At 71.7% G+C, this 16,395-nt stretch carries 13 protein-coding genes; 12 read left to right on the top strand and 1 reads right to left on the bottom strand.

What is annotated here, in order from left to right; translation table 11 throughout:
• The first annotated feature begins 6 nt into the window (after positions 1 to 6).
• From AB8A24_RS01325 to AB8A24_RS01275, 11 genes are read left to right on the top strand one after another with little or no spacing between them, the layout of a single operon-like run.
• Positions 7 to 375 (top strand): cupin domain-containing protein, encoded by a 369-nt coding sequence (locus AB8A24_RS01325; RefSeq protein ID WP_328962519.1) that lies wholly within the window; start codon positions 7 to 9, stop codon positions 373 to 375.
• Complete coding sequence (locus AB8A24_RS01320) at positions 372 to 1,991, top strand: class I tRNA ligase family protein (protein ID WP_328962518.1); 1,620 nt, start codon at positions 372 to 374, stop codon at positions 1,989 to 1,991. Before AB8A24_RS01325 ends, AB8A24_RS01320 begins: the two co-directional genes overlap by 4 nt.
• Positions 1,992 to 2,006: 15 nt before the next feature.
• Positions 2,007 to 3,302, top strand: a complete 1,296-nt coding sequence (locus tag AB8A24_RS01315; protein ID WP_328962517.1) for an MFS transporter — start codon at positions 2,007 to 2,009, stop codon at positions 3,300 to 3,302.
• A 15-nt stretch (positions 3,303 to 3,317) separates the two neighbouring features.
• On the top strand, positions 3,318 to 4,571 hold the full coding sequence (locus AB8A24_RS01310) for an ATP-grasp domain-containing protein (RefSeq protein WP_328962516.1): 1,254 nt from the start codon (positions 3,318 to 3,320) through the stop codon (positions 4,569 to 4,571).
• On the top strand, positions 4,564 to 5,388 hold the full coding sequence (gene ddaH, locus AB8A24_RS01305; RefSeq protein WP_328962515.1) for a dimethylargininase: 825 nt from the start codon (positions 4,564 to 4,566) through the stop codon (positions 5,386 to 5,388). The genes AB8A24_RS01310 and ddaH overlap by 8 nt, the downstream gene beginning before the upstream one ends.
• Positions 5,385 to 5,720: a hypothetical protein gene (locus tag AB8A24_RS01300; RefSeq protein ID WP_328962514.1), complete on the top strand. Its 336-nt coding sequence runs from the start codon at positions 5,385 to 5,387 to the stop codon at positions 5,718 to 5,720. Before ddaH ends, AB8A24_RS01300 begins: the two co-directional genes overlap by 4 nt.
• Entirely contained in the window at positions 5,717 to 7,495 is a 1,779-nt protein-coding gene (locus AB8A24_RS01295; RefSeq protein WP_328962513.1) for an ABC transporter substrate-binding protein, read from the top strand. The genes AB8A24_RS01300 and AB8A24_RS01295 overlap by 4 nt, the downstream gene beginning before the upstream one ends.
• A complete protein-coding gene (locus AB8A24_RS01290; RefSeq protein WP_030714047.1) occupies positions 7,495 to 7,998 on the top strand; it encodes a YbaK/EbsC family protein in 504 nt (167 codons plus the stop codon). Before AB8A24_RS01295 ends, AB8A24_RS01290 begins: the two co-directional genes overlap by 1 nt.
• A gap of 4 nt (positions 7,999 to 8,002) precedes the next feature.
• Positions 8,003 to 9,265: an ATP-grasp domain-containing protein gene (locus AB8A24_RS01285; protein ID WP_328962512.1), complete on the top strand. Its 1,263-nt coding sequence runs from the start codon at positions 8,003 to 8,005 to the stop codon at positions 9,263 to 9,265.
• A 37-nt stretch (positions 9,266 to 9,302) separates the two neighbouring features.
• Entirely contained in the window at positions 9,303 to 10,448 is a 1,146-nt protein-coding gene (locus tag AB8A24_RS01280; protein WP_328962511.1) for an FAD-dependent oxidoreductase, read from the top strand.
• Between the two features lie 29 nt (positions 10,449 to 10,477).
• Positions 10,478 to 11,455: an MmcQ/YjbR family DNA-binding protein gene (locus AB8A24_RS01275; RefSeq protein WP_328962510.1), complete on the top strand. Its 978-nt coding sequence runs from the start codon at positions 10,478 to 10,480 to the stop codon at positions 11,453 to 11,455.
• 32 nt (positions 11,456 to 11,487) lie between these two features.
• Here AB8A24_RS01275 and AB8A24_RS01270 read toward each other — a convergent pair whose 3' ends face one another.
• Entirely contained in the window at positions 11,488 to 12,975 is a 1,488-nt protein-coding gene (locus AB8A24_RS01270; protein WP_328962509.1) for an NB-ARC domain-containing protein, read from the bottom strand.
• A 174-nt stretch (positions 12,976 to 13,149) separates the two neighbouring features.
• Between AB8A24_RS01270 and AB8A24_RS01265 the strand changes: the two genes are divergently transcribed.
• Entirely contained in the window at positions 13,150 to 16,356 is a 3,207-nt protein-coding gene (locus AB8A24_RS01265; protein WP_369474317.1) for a BTAD domain-containing putative transcriptional regulator, read from the top strand.
• Positions 16,357 to 16,395: the final 39 nt, after the last annotated feature.

The following is a 16,395-nucleotide window of genomic DNA, read 5'->3' as shown; positions in this document are numbered from 1 at the left end:
AAGCACATGCTCACCCAGCCACTCGACCGTGAAGGACTGACGCACGAGAACGGCCTCGACGCGCAGCGGCTGCTGCCCTGGCCCGAGCTCAACGCCCCCTTCGAGGGCTCCTGGTGCGTGATCCGGCCCGGCACCGCATCGACGGCCCACGCCCACCACGAGTACGAGATCTTCATCGCCGTCGCCGGCACCGCCGTCCTGGAGTCGCAGGGCGTCCGCAGGCCCTTCACGACCGGGGACATCGTGCACTTCACCCCGGGCTCCGACCACCGGGTGATCAACGAGTCCGACGAGGACTTCGAGATGTACAGCGTCTGGTGGGACCTCGACATGACACAGCGGTTCGCAGCTCGCCACGAAGGAGCCCAGGCATGACACGCCGTACGGTCATCATCGCGCCGCCGCCGACCCCCAACGGGGACCTGCACACCGGGCACCTGGCGGGCCCGTACCTGGCGGGCGACGTGTACGCACGCTACCTGCGGGCGTCGGACCGGCCGGTGATCTTCACCAGCGGCACCGACGACAGTCAGACCTACGTGGTGGCCAGCGCCGCCCGTGCCGGTCTGACCCCGGAGGAGCTGGCCCTGCGCTCCGCCACGCAGATCCGCGCCACCCTGGAGGCGGCCGGCGTCTCCGTCGACGGCTTCGCCCCCTTCGACAAGGGCTACCGCCAGACCGTCATCGACTTCGTCACCGACCTCCACAGCGAGGGGGCGTTCCGACTCAAGACGGTGCGGCTGCCGTACGTCGAGGCCACCGGCGAGTACCTGATGGAGGGCCTGGTCGCCGGCGACTGCCCGGTGTGCCTCGTGGAGAGCCGCGGCGGACTGTGCGAGTCCTGCGGCCACCCCAACAACTTCGACGAGCTGCTGCGTCCGCGCTCCACCGTCGATGCGGACGCCGTGGTCACGCACCGCGAGGCGCAGATCCTCGTGCTGCCGATGGAGGAGTACCGCGACCGGCTCGCCGACTACTACGTCCGGCACCGGGACGTGCTGCGCCCGCACACCGCGCAGCTCGTCCGGGAGGCGCTGGACCGGCCGCTGCCGGACTTCCCGATCACCTATCCCACCGCGTGGGGCATCCCGGCGCCCTTCACCGAGACGCCGGGCCAGGTCCTCAACGCCTGGGCCGAGGGCATGGCCGCCTCGATGTACTGCACCTGGTACGCGGCGGAGCAACTCGGTGAGCACACCGACCGCTTCGACGAGCACTGGCTGTCCGAGCACGGCATCGACCTCGTGTACTTCCTCGGATTCGACAACGTCTACTTCTGGGGAATGACGCACCTGGCCCTGCTGATGGCGCACGGCGACCGGTACGTCGAGCCGCACGCCATCGTGTCGAACGAGTTCTACGAACTGGAGAACCAGAAGTTCTCCACAAGCAAAGGCCACGTGGTCTGGGCCGCCGATCTGGTGGCCGAGGTACCCCGCGACCTGGTGCGCTTCTACCTGGCGCTCACCGCGCCGGAGCACTCCCGGACGAACTTCAGCCGAGAGGCGCTCGAGACCCTGTCGAGCTCCCGGCTCGTCGATCCGTGGAACCACCTCGCGGGCCGGCTGGAGGAGCTGCTCGCCGCGGTTCCGGCGGACGCGCCGCTGCCGGTCTCCGAGACCGGGGCCCAGGAGGCGGGGATCGTCGTCGAGCGGTTCCGCTCCCACTACGAGTTGGAGAGCTTCAGCCTCCACCGGGCCGCGGACCTGATCGTCGTGCACCTCGACCGGTTGCTGAAGCAGGCGGACCGGGTGGCGCCGGGCGTCCCGAGCGACCTCGGTGACCTGGTCCTCGCCGTCCGGACGCTGACCGCGTGCGCCGCTCCGCTGCTCGTCGACCTCGCGGCCCGGGCCGAGCGGGCCGGCGCCGATCTGAGCCTGCCGGCCGGCGCCTTCGCGGCCGACCCCGTCGCCCCGCTGCGACTCCCCCTCCTGTCGACCGCGGTCGGGGCCTTCGCGCCCCTGGCCGAGCCGGCCGTCACCCGAGCCTGACCTCCGAGGAGCACTGTGTCCACGATCGCCCCGCCCCGTCCCAATCGGGCAGAACGACTGCTCATCCCCGCGACCTTCATCACCAACCTGGGCAACGGAATCCAGCTCACCGCCGCCTCGTACCTGGTCTTCACCGAGGCCAACACCATGCTGGCGGTCAGCTGGCTGATGATCGCCGTCACCATCCCGCAGGTGGCGCTGTCCCTCTTCTTCGGCAAGCTCGCCGACCGCTTCGACCGCCGCACCCTGGCGATGATCTCGGACCTGGCCAGCGCGGTCGCCGCGATCGCCCTGCCGGTCTGGCTGGCCCTCGGCGGTAACCCCTCGACCGTCAGCTACGTCGCCAGCTTCGTCCTGTCGATCTCCGCGGCCCTGTTCTTCCCGGCCAGCAACGCCCTGATCAAGGAGCGCATCCCGGAGTCGCGGCTCGCCCAGTTCAACGGCAACGCCGAGATCGCCATCCAGGCCGGCACGCTCGCCTCGGCGGCCCTCGGCGGCTGGGTGATCGTCTGGGTCGGCACCACGTCGCTCTTCTACTTCAACGCGATCACGTTCCTGCTCTCCGCCGCCCTGCTGTTCTTCATCGGCCGTCGTCCGGCCGGCCAGGCCGTCACCGAGGCCGCGTCCAAGGCCGCGGCGGCCGCCGCCGCCCGCCTGTCCGCGTCCCGTCCGCCGCTGGCCCGCCTGGCGCTGCTGTACATCATCGGCAACATCGTCATCATCGTCGGCAACAGCATCATGCTGGTCCTGGTCATCGAGGGCTTCAAGTCCAACGCCGGCTACCTCGGCATCGTCGACGCCCTGTTCGGCATCGGCGCCCTGTTCGCCGCCTGGGCCTTCAAGAAGATCAGTTCCAAGGCCACCGTGCTGAAGACGGCCCTGATCGGCTACCTCGCCTTCGCGGTGCTGCTGTCCATGGAGTCCGTCCACCTCTACGCCATGATGGCCGTCATCCCCTTCGCCGCCATCGCCTTCTGCGTGGCCCGCATCTCGGCCCGTACCGCCCTGATGAGCGCGGCCCCCGAGGAGAAGACGGGCTTCGTGTTCGGCGCCACCAACGCCTTCGGCCTCGCCGCCGGCACCGCCTCCGTCGTCCTGATCTCGCTCCTGGTCGACTCCACCCACGTGAAGAACGGCTTCTACGCCCTCTCCGCCCTGGTCGTCGTCATCTCCACCCTCACCGTCATCTCGCTCCGCAAGCACGACCGTGAGGTCGCCGCCGCCGAGGCCGCCGCTGCCGCCGCCGAGACCGTGTCCGAGCCCGCCGCCGAGGTCACCGAGGCCGCCGAGCCCGTCCCGGCCAAGGTCTGAGGGGGGTCGGCACCGATGAAGCTGCTCGCGATCGAAGCAAGCCAGAACGCCACCTACTACATCTCGCGCTACCAGCAGATCGAGGCCCTCGGGGCCGAGGTCCACGTCCTCAACGGCATAGGCACGGAGGACTTCTGGGACGCCGACCGCTACCGGATCGCCGGCTCCAAGCAGATCGAGGACATCGTCACCGCCGCCAAGATCTGGCACGCGGAGGAGGAGTTCGAGGGGGTCCTGACCTTCTCGGAGTCCGGGGTCGTCACGGTGGCGGTCGTCGCCGAGGCGCTCGGCCTGCCGAGCATCGGCTTCGAGGCCGCCCGGACCAGCCGCAACAAGCTGCTGATGCGCCAGGCCCACGAGCGGGGCAGCGCGGCGCACCCCGGCTTCCGGTACGCCCCGGACGTCGAGGCCGCCCTCGCGGCCGGTGAGGAGCTCGGCTACCCGCTGATCCTCAAGCCCACCCTGGGCGCCGCCAGCAACTTCGTGTTCAAGGTCGACGACCCCGAGGAGATGCGGGCCCGCTTCGCGGACGCCACCTCGGGCATCGAGACCATGACCTGGGCCCTGATGGAGGCCGACGGCCTGGACCTCGGCCCGAACGGGATCATCGTCGAGGGCTACCTCGACGGCCACGAGCACCTCATCGAGGCGCTGGCCTGGGACGACGAGGTGTACCTCGGCTCCATCGTGGACCGGATCACCGTCGAGAGCGGCACCTTCGACGACGACGTCCACCACGCCCCGAGCTCCCTGACCCCCGAGCAGATCGCCGCGGTCCACGAGGTGGTCCGGGACGCGGCCCACGCCCAAGGACTGCGCCGGTCCGTGCTGCACGCCGAGGTGCGCTTCCACCAGGGCAAGCCCTTCATCCTGGAGATCGCGATCCGCCCCGGCGGCGGCGGGCTCGACCACATGGCGCGGATCAGCGCCGGCCACGACCCCATCCGGTGCGTGGCGGACGTGGCCCGCGGCCTGCGGCCCGACGTCTCGCACTACGCGCCGACCGGCGTGCACACCGCGGCGATGTGCCTGATCAGCGGCGCGGGCACGGTGGAGTCCATCGAGGTGCCGACCGAGGTCGCCGAGGACCCGGCGTTGTTCTTCCTCAAGATCACGGCCACGGCGGGGACCGTCATCAAGCGCCCCCCGGCGGGCAACAACATCCTCGGCTTCATCGGCGCCACCGGCACCTCGCTGACGGAGGCCCTGACCACCGCGCACGTCGCGGCCGGCCGCATCAGCACCGAGATGAGGCCGGAGCATGGCTGAGGCCCCGCGGCGTACGGCCACCAGGCGGCACTACCTGATGTGCCGGCCGACCCACTTCGAGGTGACCTACGCGATCAACCCGTGGATGAACCCCGAGAAGCCGATGGACGCCGACCTGGCGCTGGCGCAGTGGGAGCGGATCCGGGACCTGTACCTCGCCTTCGGGCACGAGGTCTCCTTCATCGACCCGGTCCCGGGCCTGCCGGACATGGTGTTCTCCGCCAACGGAGCCACCGTGATCGACGGCAAGGTGCTGATCGCGAAGTTCCGCCACCAGGAGCGGGCGGCCGAGGCCGACGCCCACCGGGCCTGGTTCGAGGCCCGCGGCCACACCGACATCCACCTCCCGCGGTACGTCAACGAGGGCGAGGGCGACTTCGCCCCGGCCGGCCGACGGATCCTGGCCGGCGCGGGATTCCGTAGCGACCCCGGCGCGCACGAGGAGCTCGCCGAGTTCTTCGGCCTGCCGGTGGTCGGCCTGACCCTGACCGACCCCCGCTTCTACCACCTGGACACCGCGCTGTTCGTCCTCGACGAGGACCTGGTGGCGTACTACCCCGCCGCCTTCTCCGAGGAGAGCCAGGAGGTGCTGCGGGAGCTCTACCCGGACGCGATCCTCGCCACCCGCCAGGACGCCGATGCCTTCGGCCTGAACGCGGTGAGCGACGGACTGAACGTGGTGGTGACGGAGACCGCCACCCACCTGATCGACGAATTGCGCGAGCGCGGCTTCGAGCCGCACCCCGTGGACATGTCCGAGCTGCTGAAGGCCGGTGGCGCGGTCAAGTGCATCACTCAGGAGATACGACACCGGTGATCGACTACGACGGCAGAAGTTTCCGCAACACCGGCTACCCGTCCGACCAGGACGCCCCCGTGGGCCACTACCGCCAGGAAGGCGACCTGCTCTGGGCCGACTTCGACGGAGGCCCGGTCCGCAGGGGCTCGCTGAACGGGCGTGTGGAGCCCGACGGGAACCTGGAGTTCGCCTACACGATGGTCCTCGCGGACGGCGAGGTCGTCGCCGGGCGGTGCTGGAGCACCCCCGAGTTCCTGGACGACGGACGGATCCGGCTCAACGAGCGCTGGGAGCGCTACGGAGCCCACGCGGACAGCGGCATATCCGCACTGGAGGAGGTAGCGACATGACCCCGCCCACCACCCCGCTCCGCGGGGGCAGCGTGACCTGGGCCTGCACCAGCGGCTTCAGCCCGGTCTTCATCTTCCCCTTCACCCCGGGCGAGTACTACGGGGTGGCCAACCTGCACGAGTTCCAGACCCTGATGTACCGCCCGCTGTACTGGTACGGCACCGGCGGGCAGCCGACGGTCGACTACGAGCGCAGCCTCGCCGAGCCCCCGGAGTGGAGCGAGGACGGCCGCACGGCGACGATCACGATCAAGCCCTACCGGTGGTCGAACGGCGAGAGCGTCGACGCCGACAACGTGATGCTGTGGATGCACCTCCTGGAGGCCGAGAAGGACAGCTTCGGCGGCTACACGCCGGGCTTCTTCCCGGACAACCTGACCGGCTACGAGAAGGTCGCCGAGGACAAGGTCAGCTTCACCTTCGACCGCGCCTACTCGCACAACTGGGTGCTGATGAACCAGTTCAGCACCATCACCCCGCTGCCGAAGGCCTGGGACCGCACCGCCGACGACCGGCCGGCCGACGCCACCCACGACCCCGCGCAGGCCTCCGCGGTCTACGCCTACCTGCGGGCCTGCAACGACGAGCGCAAGAGCTGGGACACCAGCCCCGTCTGGAGCGTTGTCAACGGACCGTGGAAGCTGAGCAGTTACACGATCGACGGCGTCTCGGGCGAGGCCGTCCTGGTGCCCAACGAGAGCTACGGAGGCCCCAACAAGCCCTACCTGGACGAGTTCCGGCTGGTGCCCACCGGCTCGGACACCGAGCAGTACGAGATGCTCCGCCGCGGCCCCGAGGCGTTGGACGGCGTGCAGATCGGCTTCCTGCCCTTCGACGAGGTCACCGAGCCGGCCCGGGACCCCCTGCTCGGAGGTCCCAATCCGCTCGGCGAGCACTATGACCTGGTCCCCCAACTCACTTACAAAATCCATTACTTCCCGATCAACTTCAACAACCCCACCGTCTCCGGAAGGATCTTCGAGCAGCTCTACTTCCGCCAGGCACTGCAGTCCTGCCTCGACTCCCGGGGCGCCATCCGCGACGTCTACAAGGGCTACGGCTACCCGACCACCGGGCCCATCCCGGCCCTGCCGGACAGCCCGCTGCTCTCACCCGCCGCGCACGAGGACCCGTACCCCTTCGACGTCGAGGCGGCCCGTGCCTTCCTGACCGAGAACGGCTGGGACACCAGCACCACCCCGGCGCTCTGCGTCCGCGAGGGCACCGGCCCCGGAGAGGCCGGCGAGGGCATCCCCGCCGGCACCCCGCTGCGGTTCTCGATGCGGTACGCCCAGGGGCACGAGACCCTGACCGCGGTCATGCGCAAGTACGCCGCCGACGCGGCGAAGGCCGGCATCGAGATCGTGCTGACCGAGGTCGAGGCGAGCGTCCTGGTCCTGGAGGACACCACCTGCACCCCGGGCCCCGACAGCCCCTGCCTGTGGGAGTTCAGCGACTGGAACGGCGGCTGGGGTTACGGCCCCGGCTTCTACCCGACCGGTGAGGCGCTCTACTCGAGCGGCTCCTCGGTGAACTTCGGCAGCTACAGCGACCCGAAGGCCGACGAGCTGATCGCCCGCACCGTGGTCAGCGACGACCTGGCGGACCTGTACGCCTACCAGGACTACATCGCGCAGCAGGTCCCGGTCATCTGGATGCCCAACTTCCCCTTCCGCCTGCTGGAAGTGGCCCACAACCTGAAGGGCGTGGCTCCGATCAACCCCTTCGGACTGATCAACCCCGAGGACTGGTACTACGCCGGCGAGGTGCTCTGATGTACCAGCGGCTGATCGGCCTCCTCGACAGCAATCAGGCGCGCTACCGGCTGATCGACCATCCGGCCGAGGGCCGGACCGACCTGGCGAGCGTCCTGCGCGGCCACCCGCTGGACCAGGCCGCCAAGTGCATCGTCGTCCGCGTGAGCATCACCAAGCGGGTCGGCAAGTACGTGCTCGCGGTGGTTCCCGGCGACCGGCAGGTCGACCTGGAGGCGGTCGGCGCGCTCTTCGGCGGCGGGCGGACGGCCTTCGCCACCCCCGAGATCGCCGAGCGCCTGGCCGGCAGCGTCTGCGGCACGGTGATGCCGCTCAGCTTCCACCCCGATCTGCACCTCGTCGTCGACGAGGGCCTGATCCTCACCGAAGAGATCTACTTCAACGCGGCCCGCCTGGACCGCTCCGTGGCCCTGTCCACCCCCGACTACCTGGCCATCGCCCAGCCGCAGCTCGCGGCGATCGCGACGGCCGGCGACCGGGTCCTGACCCACTCCGCGAGGTGACGAGATGACGGACGACGACCGTACGACCGATGACGGCGTGGTGATCCTGGTCGGCAGCGGACAGCGCGCCTACCGCGAGTACCTGCTCGCGGGCGCCGCCCGGCGCCGCCCGATCTGGATCCTGGACGCCGCGGACCCGACCTGGCAGCAGGAGTACGTACGCGGCTCCACCACGGTGGAACTGCTCGACCGTGAACGCCTGGTGCCCGACACGGAGGGCCTGATCAAGGCCGCCGAGGCGGTGGCCGCCGAGCACCGCGTGATCGGCGTGTTCAGCTACGACGAGACGCTCGTGGTGACCACCGCGCTGATAGCCGAGCGGCTCGGACTGCCCGGACTGACCTCCCGGGGCGCCGACAACTGCCGCAACAAGCACAACACCCGGCAGTTGCTGACCGCCGCGGGCCTTCCCCAACCGCACTTCGCCTACGTGACCGACGCCGACACCGCCCTCGCCACGGCCGACTCCTTCGGCTACCCGGTCGTCCTCAAGCCCCGCGGCATGGGCGCGAGCATCGGCGTCATCCGGGTCGACGACGCGGCCGGCATCCGCGCCGCCTTCGAGGTCGCCGACGCCGCGAGCCGCGGCGGGAACAGCGACTACGAGGGCGGGGTGCTGGTCGAGGAGTGCGTCATGGGCCCCGAGATCAGCATCGACGGAGTGGTCTTCGACGGGGAGTGGACCCCGCTCTTCCTCGCGCACAAGGAAGTGGGCCTCGCGCCCTACTTCGAGGAGACCGGGCACGTGGTCAGCGCCACCGACCCGCTGCTCGCCGACGAGGAACTGCTGCGCGTCCTGCGGTCCGCCCACCGGGAACTGGGGATCGGCTACGGGATCACCCACACGGAGGTGAAGCTCACCACTCGCGGCCCGGTGATCATCGAGGTGAACGCCCGCCTCGGCGGCGACCTGATCCCCTACCTCGGCAGCCTCGCCACCGGCGTGGAGCCCGGGGAACTGGCCGCGGACGTGGCCGCCGGCGTCCGCCCCGCGTGGGACCCGACCGAGTCCCGCACCGTGGGGATCCGCTTCCTGTACCCGCCGCAGAACGGCACCGTCCGCTCGGTCGACGTACCCGCCACCTCGGACGTACCGGGGCTGCTGGAGACGAACGTGATGGTGGCGCCCGGAGCGCGGCTGCTGCTGCCGCCCGAGGGCTACCTCAGCCGCTACGCCAACCTGATCTGTGCCGCAGACACCTTCCTGAGCTGCGAGGAGTCCCTCGCCAAGGCGGCCGCACTGACCACGATCGTCCTCGACAGCTGACCCGTCGGCTCCAACGAAAACTGAAGGGAGGTGTGTGATGTCGACGAGGGTGACGGTAGTGGGCGGCGGAGTGATCGCCCTGCTCACGGCGGTCGAGTGCGTGCTCGACGGACACAAGGTCACGGTCGTGGACCAAGGCCCCATCCCGCACAGCAGAGCCACCTCTTTCGACCAGCACCGGATCCTGCGGGCCCTGCACCCGGCGGACCCGCGGACCACGGCGGCCGCACTGCGTGCGCACCACCGCTGGGTCGAACTGGAGGAACTGTTCCTGACGCGGTTCTACGAGCAGGTCGGCTCCCTCACCGTCCTGCCGCCCGCGGCCGCGACGGACGCGGCGGCGATGCTCGCCGACGCCGGCGGCCACGCACGGGAACTGACGGCGGCGGGCCTGGCCGACCGCTATCCGCATCTGCACGTGGGCGGAGGCCTCGGCGCGGTACTGGAGGACGAGGCGGGCGTCCTGCTCGCCGAACGGGTCCTCGCCGCCTGCGTCGGCTGGCTGAAGTGGCAGCGGGGCATCGAGCTGATCGAGCACCGGGCCGTGACCGCCGTCGACGGCGAGAGCGGCAGCGTACGGCTGGTGGACGGGCGGGTGCTGCGGAGCGACGCGGTGCTGGTGGCCGTGGGCCCCTGGTCCCGGGACCTGTTGCCGCCGAACATCTCCGAGCGCCTGACCCTGTACCGCCAGTCCCTCCTCTACTGCCGGGTGCCCCGGCAGCAGTCGTCGGCCTGGGCGGCCACTCCGGCCGTACCGGCCCTCGGCACCGCGGGCGGAGCCTGGCTGATCCCGCCGGTGGCGGGCACGGCCCTCAAGCTGACCTCGGCGACCGCCTGCCGCGAGGTGGACGCGATCACCGACCACGCCACCGACCCGTACTGGCAGCGCAAGCTGGAGAAGGAGTTCGGGGACATCCTCCCCGGCTTCGGCCCGGCCTGGGTCACCGCGGCCAAGGACGCCTACTACTCGTCCTTCGCCGAGACCGGCGGCCCCCTGCTGGTCGCCCTCGGCGGCGCGGGATTCGCGTACGCGGCCTGCGGTGGCACATCCTTCAAGTTCGCGCCGCTCATCGCACGGTCGCTGGCCGACCGGCTGATCGGCAGGAGTCCGTCCCTGATCGGCCTCGGTGCGCTCGACGGGCCACCGCTGGACGTCCACACCCCGCAGCTCGCGGGTCTGTGAGCGGCGGCAGGATGCGCAAGGAGCGGGCAATGGCAACGGTGGACGACGTACGGCGGCTCGCGCTGAGCCTGCCGAGGACCGAGGAGCACCTGATTCGGGACCGGGTGAAGTTCCGGATCGGCAGCATCGTCTATCTCGCCCTGTCCCGGGACGAGAGCGAGCTGGGCTTCGCCTTCCCCAAGGAGGAGCGGGCGGCGCTCGTCGCCGCCGAGCCGGAGAAGTTCTTCCTGCCCCGCGAATCCGACCTGCGCTTTCACTGGGTGGAGGCCCACCTGGCCGCCCTGGGCGCCGAGGAGCTGACGGAGCTGGTCACCGAGGCCTGGCGGATGGTGGTGCCCGCCAAGGTCGCCCGCGCCCATCTGGACCCGCCGGCCGCGCCGCCGCTCCCACCCGCGCCGTCCCTGGCCGAACTGCGGGCCTCGGCCGAGGTGTTCAACGGCTTCGCGGGCGTGGACCGGAGCTGGCTCGCGTTTCGCGAGGAGACCGGCCGCGCCCTGGACCTCTCGCGCGCCGCGCACCGCAGCGCTCTGCACCGCTGGCTGAACTCCTGGGGCTGCCGCATCCGTTACCCGCGCGAGGGCGAGCCCGACACCTTCGGCGCGGGGCTCGCCGCATGGGCGCGGCGGCACGCACCCGCGCACGCGCCGCTGGCCCGGCTCACCCCGCGGGAGATCGCCGGGTTCGCCGCCGCGTACGAGGAACTGGCGGCGCTGTCGATCGGCCGCCGCAGCCTCGGCCCGACCGCCGCGGCCAAGGCGCTGTACGCGCTACGGCCCGACTCGGTCATGCCGTGGGACGCGGCCATCGCGCAGCGGCTGCACGGGGCCCGGGACCGGGCCGCCTTCGCCCGCCACCTGGAGCTCGGGCGGAGCTGGGCGCGTACGGTGCTGGAGGAGAGCGGCGGCCTCGACGAGGCCGCCCTGTGCGCCGAGATCGGCCGCCCCGGGGTGTCCCTCGCCAAGATCCTCGACGAGCACCTCTACGTCACGATCACCCACGCGGCCTGAGGCGGCCGGCGGCGCCCTCCCCGGGGCCGGTCCTACCTCGGCTGCCGCGCGGGCGCCTGGCCCCGTGCCGGCGCGGGCGCGGGCGCCGGGTCCTCCTCCGTCGGGTCCGGCTGCGTCAGCGCGTACGCCCGGGCCATCGGCGTGAGTCCGTACTGCCCGGGCAGGTCGGAGTGGTCGAGCAGCCCCGCGTCGAGGAGCCGTTCGAGGAGGTCCTCCACCGGCTGCGCGGACCGCTCGACCAGCATGGCGAGCGCGTCCGCGGACTCGTACACCACGTTGTCCACGGAGGGCGGATTGTCGGAGCCGGCGAACTGGCGCAGCATCAGGCGGGCCCACGGGGTCAGCAGCCGGTAGGCGCTGTCGAGGCGGGTGCTCAGCGCGTCGTCCCCGATCTGCAGCCGGGCCAGGAAGCGGCCGGGTGCCCGCTGCCCGTCGCGTCCCTGGCGGCCGACCGGCCCGCCGGGACCGTCGCCGAGCAGCTCGGACACGGAGTCCTGGAGCATCCACTCGGGGCGGGCCGCGATGCGCCGGCCGGCCAGGTTGAGCGCCAGCGGCAGGTCCCCGCAGGCGTCGGCGAGGCGCAGGCAGGCGCGCGGCTCGTCACCGACCCGGTCGCCGCCGAGGAGCTGTGCGAGCAGCTCCATCGACTCGTCGCGGTCCAGTGCGGGGAGCCGGATCCGGCCAATTCCGTCGAGGCCCAGTAGACGCGATCGACTCGTGATGATGACGCGGCTCTCGGGTGCCGCGACGAGAAGTTCCCGGATCTGCCGCTCGTGCTGGACGCCGTCGAGCACCACGAGCAGCCGCCGCCGGTTGAGGAGCGATCGGTACAGGCCAATTCTCTGACCGGGATCGTTCGGGATCCGGTCGGTGGGGATGCCGAGCGCCTCCAGGAAACCGCCCGCGATGCCGGCGGCGTCCTTGCGTCCGTCCGCGGCCGGGTCGAGGTTCGCGTACAGCTGCCCGTCGGGCAGGTTCACGGCGAGTTCGTGGGCGAGCCGCAGGGCGAAGGCCGTCTTGCCCACACCCACCTGACCGCTGATCACCAGGGGCGCCGCGAGGCGCTGTCCGTCCGGCGAGGGAGCGGTGAGCGCGCGGGCCCGCTGGAGCAGCTCACGCCGTCCCACCAGGGGATGAGCCTCCATCGGCAGCTGTGAGGGCGGCGGCAGCACGGCGCGTACGTCGGCCGCCCGCAGCTCGTTCTCCTGGTGCTGCTGCACCGCCTTGACCGCCGGACGGGCGCTCCCGTCGTCCCCGTCGGCGCGTGCCGCCTCGTGCCAGCGGCGCTCCCAGCTGGCGCGGTCGCCGCCGCAGGCCTCGGCGAAGGCGAGGGCCACCTGAAGGGTGGGGAGGCGGTAGCCGGCGGCCGCGTCGGAGAGCACGGACGCGGAGAACATGGCACGGGTGGCCATGTCGCGGTATCCGGGACTGCCGGCCGCGGTCCGCAGCCTGCGCAATTCCCGGGCGAACGCGGTGACTGGTCCGGCATCGGGGGCCAGCGGTCTCTCCAGTCTTCCCACAGCCTGCTCCTTCGGTACTCGCTCCGTGTGCTGCCTGCTCCGGGCCGCCCATGAACTGTCCGTGTCGCCCTTCCTGATCTGCTACCGGATGCTTACCGCGTGCAAGGGGGAACCCCTATGATCCGGTTGACATGACCTGGCCAGGGGTCTTGTTCATTTGGGGGTGGATGTCCGATGCCGGGGGCGGATGCGGAGTCCGGGGAGAGACGTGGCGCGAATCCTGCGGGGGGCAGGCTGCGCTTCAACGTGCTCGGATCGCTCGAGGGATGGTTCGGCGAGGTACGGCTGAGGTTGGGGGGAGCGATACAGGAACGGGTCCTGTGCATGTTGCTTCTCGAAGCCGGCCGGGTGGTGCCCGTGGCTCGCCTCGTCGAGGCGACCTGGGAGAAGGACCCGCCGGTGACCGCGGCGCACCAGGTCCGCAAGGCGGTCGCCGACCTGCGGCGGCGCGTACCCACCGGCACCGAGGTGATCGCCACCGACGGTCCGGGATACCGCGTGGTGGTGGCGGACGACCAGGTCGACCTGCTGGAGTTCGACGCCCTGACCAGGGCGGCGGGCCAGGCCCTGCGGGAAGGCGGGCGGTCCGCGGCCGCCGAGGCACTGCGGTCCGCTCTCGCGCTGTGGCGGGGATCGGTGCTGTCCGGTACCGGCGGACCGGTGATCGAGGCCGCGGCGACCGCGCTGGAGGAGCGCCGGCTGGCCGCCGCCGAGCAGTTCTTCGACCTGTGCCTCGCACTGGGCGAGAGCGGCGAGCTCATCTCGGGCCTGCGCGCCCTGATCACCCAGCACCCGCTGCGGGAGACGCTGCGCGGCCAGTTGATGCTCGCCCTGTACCGCTCCGGGCGGCAGGCCGAGGCGCTCAAGGAGTACGGGGAGGTCCGCGAGCTGCTCGTGGACGAGCTCGGGATCGACCCGGGCCCGCGGCTGGCCAAGCTGTACGAGGCGATCCTGCGGGACAGCCCCGAGCTGGCCGCGCCCGAACGGCCGGCGCCGGTCATGGTGGCACCCGTACGTCCGGTGCCCGAACCGGCGGTTCCCGTGGAGCCGGCGCCCGAACCGGCCGGTCCCGTGACCGCGGTGTCCGAGGGCGCGGCACCCGAGGCCCCGGCCCGTACGGAAGCGGACCGGGAAGGGGAGCCGGGAACGCGCACCGCGCCCGTCGACGCCCCGTGCACCCTGCCCTACGACCTGCCCGACTTCACCGGCCGCGCCAAGGAGCTGGCCGAGCTCTTCGACTACGTGCAGGACGAGGGCCGCGGCGGCGAGCGCTACGCCCGGATCGTGGCCATCGACGGCATGGGCGGCATGGGCAAGACCACCCTGGCGGTGCGCGCCGCGCACCGGCTGGCCGACCGGTATCCCGACGGGCAGCTCCACATCGACCTGCACGGATTCACCCCGGGTCGCGAGCCCGTGACGCCGGCCGCCGCGCTCGACGGCCTGCTGCGGACCCTGGGTACCCCGGGCGACCGGATTCCCGAGGACCTGGAGGGGCGCACCGCCGTGTGGCGCTCCAAGCTGGACGGCCGGCGGATGCTGCTCCTGTTCGACAACGCGGTCGACGCGGCGCAGATCAGGCCCCTGCTGCCGGCCTCGCCCGGCTCCCTCGCCCTGATCACCAGCCGCGGCCGGCTGCTGGACCTCGACGGCGTCGAGTGGGTGTCGATCGGGATGATGGAGCCCGAGGACAGCACCAGCCTGATGGCGGAGACCCTCGGGGCCACCCGGGTGGCCGCCGAGCCGGGGGCCTCCGCCGAACTGGCCGAACTGTGCGGGCACCTGCCGCTGGCGCTGCGGATCGCGACCGCCCGGCTGCGCAACAGGCCGCGCTGGACGGTGCGTTACCTGGTCGAGCGGCTGCGCGACGAGAAGCGCCGGATGGACGAGCTGAGTTCGGGGGAGCGCAGCGTCGCGGCGACCCTTCGGCTGTCCTATCTGGCGATGGACGAGGAGTACCGGACCGCGTTCCGCATCCTCAGCCTGTACCCGTGCGCCGGGACCGACGTCCATTCGGCGGCGGCGCTCCTCGGTACGACCGTCCGGGACGCCGAGGACGCCCTGGAGTTCCTGCTCGACGTACATCTGGTCCAGCAGCCCGACATCGGCCTCTACACCTTCCACGACCTGGTGCGCAGTTTCGCCCAGAGCCTGCGGGGCCCGGCGACGGCGGACGACGACGCGGCGGCGGTCGAGCGGCTGCTCAGCTACTACATGACGACCTCGGACGCGGCCTGCGAGATGCTGTTCCCGGGCCGTGAGCGCCGCCCCACCGGCATCCTGCCGTACCAGGGCGAACGCCCGCGCTTCCGGGACGCCGAGCAGGCCGTGAGCTGGTTCGACCGGGAGCAGGCTGGCCTGCTGGCGGCCGTGTCCCTGGCCGAGCGGTCCGGCCACGACCGGTACGCGGCCTGCCTGAGCCGCAACATCGGCTTCCACCTGCACTCGCACGGGCAGCTCGACGAGTTCTGGAGCGTCGGCCACCTCGCGGTGGCGGCGGCCCGCCGACTCGACGATCCGGCGCTCCTCGGCATCAGCCTGGCCAATCTGGGCGCGGCCTGCTGGAAGCTGGGCCGCTTCGAGGAGGGGCTGGAGGTCGCCCGTGAGGCGCGCGACACCGCGGTCCGTGCCGCGGACCGGCACACCGAGGCGAACAGCGAATCGACCATCGGGCTGCTGCTGTCGATGCTCGGGAGGTACGGGGAGGCCCTTCCCCTGCTGGAGCGGTCCGTGACGGCGGCCCGGGAACTGGGCAATCCGCGCGCGGAGTCGGAGAGCCTCACCACCCTCAGCACGCTGTACGAGCGGTGGGGCCGCTATCCGGAGGCGGCCGCGGCAGCCGGCCGGGCGATCGAGATCGACCGCGACCTCGGCTACCGCAGCAACGAGATCATGGCCCTGGCCGACCTGGCCTTCGCGCAGGTGGGGCTCGGCGAGTACGCGGAGGCCGACGCCGGACTCAAACGCGCCCGCGACCTGTGCGACGAGACCAGGTCGCCGGGTGACGTGGCCCTGGTGCTGGCGTTGTCCGCCCAGGTCGCGCACGAGCGGGGCGACGGCGCGCAGGCCCGCGCGTTCGCCGAGCGCTCCTTGGCCCTGGGCCGCACCAGCGGCGCCCCGATCCGGCTCGCCAAGGTCGAGAACGTGCTCGGTCGGCTCCACATGGCGTGGGGGGAGCACGAGGTGGCGCTCGACCTGCACGCGCACGCCCACAAGCTCGCGGAGCCGATGAGTTTCCGCGCCGAGGAGGCGTCCGCGCTGGTGGGCATGGTCCATGCGGCCGAGGCGCTCGGGGATCTCCCGGCCGCGGCCGGACACCGCGCGGCCGCCGAGGAGTTATTCGACTTCATGGGCCTGCCCGCGCACCGTCGGACGTACTGAGCGCGCAACGGGAAGTGCCCCGCACCGGAATCCGGTGCG

Source organism: Streptomyces sp. BF23-19, assembly GCF_041106355.1.
GTDB classification, from domain to species: domain Bacteria; phylum Actinomycetota; class Actinomycetes; order Streptomycetales; family Streptomycetaceae; genus Streptomyces; species Streptomyces virginiae_A.
The sequence above is the reverse complement of the archived record's forward strand: the minus strand, read 5'-3'. Positions and strand labels throughout refer to the sequence as shown.

What these genes read in the sequence shown, in the direction of transcription:
- AB8A24_RS01290 (WP_030714047.1), top strand. Translation starts at nt 7,495, where the DNA reads ATGTACCAGCGGCTGATCGGCCTCCTCGACAGCAATCAGGCGCGCTAC.
- ddaH (WP_328962515.1), top strand. Translation starts at nt 4,564, where the DNA reads ATGGCTGAGGCCCCGCGGCGTACGGCCACCAGGCGGCACTACCTGATG.
- AB8A24_RS01265 (WP_369474317.1), top strand. Translation starts at nt 13,150, where the DNA reads ATGCCGGGGGCGGATGCGGAGTCCGGGGAGAGACGTGGCGCGAATCCT.
- AB8A24_RS01325 (WP_328962519.1), top strand. Translation starts at nt 7, where the DNA reads ATGCTCACCCAGCCACTCGACCGTGAAGGACTGACGCACGAGAACGGC.
- AB8A24_RS01295 (WP_328962513.1), top strand. Translation starts at nt 5,717, where the DNA reads ATGACCCCGCCCACCACCCCGCTCCGCGGGGGCAGCGTGACCTGGGCC.
- AB8A24_RS01310 (WP_328962516.1), top strand. Translation starts at nt 3,318, where the DNA reads ATGAAGCTGCTCGCGATCGAAGCAAGCCAGAACGCCACCTACTACATC.
- AB8A24_RS01275 (WP_328962510.1), top strand. Translation starts at nt 10,478, where the DNA reads ATGGCAACGGTGGACGACGTACGGCGGCTCGCGCTGAGCCTGCCGAGG.
- AB8A24_RS01320 (WP_328962518.1), top strand. Translation starts at nt 372, where the DNA reads ATGACACGCCGTACGGTCATCATCGCGCCGCCGCCGACCCCCAACGGG.
- AB8A24_RS01285 (WP_328962512.1), top strand. Translation starts at nt 8,003, where the DNA reads ATGACGGACGACGACCGTACGACCGATGACGGCGTGGTGATCCTGGTC.
- AB8A24_RS01280 (WP_328962511.1), top strand. Translation starts at nt 9,303, where the DNA reads ATGTCGACGAGGGTGACGGTAGTGGGCGGCGGAGTGATCGCCCTGCTC.